A 1,788-nucleotide genomic window follows, 5' to 3' on the forward strand; every position below is an offset into this window, starting at 1 on the left:
GCAGAGTTTGCAGTCTAATGGCTTGTAGTTTTGCTTTCCCTACAATCACTACACCTGTAAACTTCCGTTCCTTCACTTTCATTACTTAACTTGTTGATGAGAATACAAATGCTTGATCTTTCGTGTCAGTCGTTTTAATTCCTACTTATCATAAGAATCTCTAAAAAGGAGGTGTTCCAGCCGCACCTTCCGGTACGGCTACCTTGTTACGACTTAGCCCCAGTTACTGGTTCTACCCTAACGAAATCTTTTACCTTCCGCTTCAGGTCTACCCAACTTCCATGGCTTGACGGGCGGTGTGTACAAGGTCCGGGAACGTATTCACCGGGTCATAGCTGATACCCGATTACTAGCGATTCCAGCTTCATAGGGTCGAGTTGCAGACCCCAATCCGAACTGTGAACGACTTTTTGTGATTGGCTTGCCATTGCTGGCTCGCAACACTCTGTATCGCCCATTGTAGCACGTGTGTTGCCCTGGACGTAAGGGCCATGATGACTTGACGTCGTCCCCTCCTTCCTCTCTACTTGCGTAGGCAGTCTTGTCTGAGTCCCCAACTTTACTTGATGGCAACAGACAACAGGGGTTGCGTTCGTTGCGGGACTTAACCCAACACCTCACGGCACGAACTGACGACAGCCATGCAGCACCTTGTTTCGGGCCATTGCTGGCTTATCCATTTCTGAATAATTCCCTCACATTCTAGTCCAGGTAAGGTTCCTCGCGTATCATCGAATTAAACCACATGCTCCACCGCTTGTGCGGACCCCCGTCAATTCCTTTGAGTTTCACCGTTGCCGGCGTACTCCCCAGGTGGATTACTTATCGGTTTCCCTTGGTCACTGACTCTCGCCAACAACTAGTAATCATCGTTTACTGTGCGGACTACCAGGGTATCTAATCCTGTTTGATCCCCGCACTTTCGTGCCTCAGCGTCAGTGTAACTGCAGCAGACTGCCTTCGCAATCGGTATTCCTCCTGGTATCTAAGCATTTCACCGCTACACCAGAAATTCTATCTGCCTTCTGTTAACTCAAGCTAACCAGTATCAACGGCATGTAAAACAGTTAAGCTGCTACCTTTCACCGCTGACTTAATCAGCCGCCTACGCACCCTTTAAACCCAATAAATCCGGATAACGCTCGCCACCTACGTATTACCGCGGCTGCTGGCACGTAGTTAGCCGTGGCTTATTCTGCCGGTACCGTCAACTCTCCTCGCAAGGAGTCTTTTCTTCCCGGTCAAAAGCAGTTTACAACCCAGAGGGCCTTCTTCCTGCACGCGGCGTGGCTGGGTCAGGCTTGCGCCCATTGCCCAATATTCCCTACTGCTGCCTCCCGTAGGAGTCTGGCCCGTATCTCAGTGCCAGTGTGGGGGATTCTCCTCTCAGAGCCCCTAAAGATCGTAGACTTGGTGAGCCGTTACCTCGCCAACTATCTAATCTTACGCATGCTCATCTCTATCCGATAAATCTTTTAAAATCAATCGATGCCGATTAATTTGTTATGCGGTATTAATCCGGGTTTCCCCGGGCTATCCCCCAGATAAAGGTAGATTGCATACGCGTTACGCACCCGTGCGCCGGTGTAGTATTGCTACCACCCCTCGACTTGCATGTATTAAGCCCGCCGCTAGCGTTCATCCTGAGCCAGGATCAAACTCTCCATTGTAAATGTCAAAGTTTGCCTGACTACTTAAGGTCTCGCATTTGCATTCTCAACAAGTTAATGAACTTTATTCATCCAGTCTCTCAACCTTCCGACTTGTTAAAACTAATTAAGCTCTCTT

General features: G+C 49.1%; 1 rRNA gene. It reads right to left on the bottom strand.

What is annotated here, in order from left to right:
• Positions 1–164 precede the first annotated feature (164 nt).
• Positions 165–1,670: ribosomal RNA gene (locus AC1RRY_RS21870) — 16S ribosomal RNA — on the bottom strand.
• Positions 1,671–1,788 lie beyond the last annotated feature (118 nt).

This window comes from Emticicia sp. GW821-FHT11C11 (assembly GCF_058808615.1).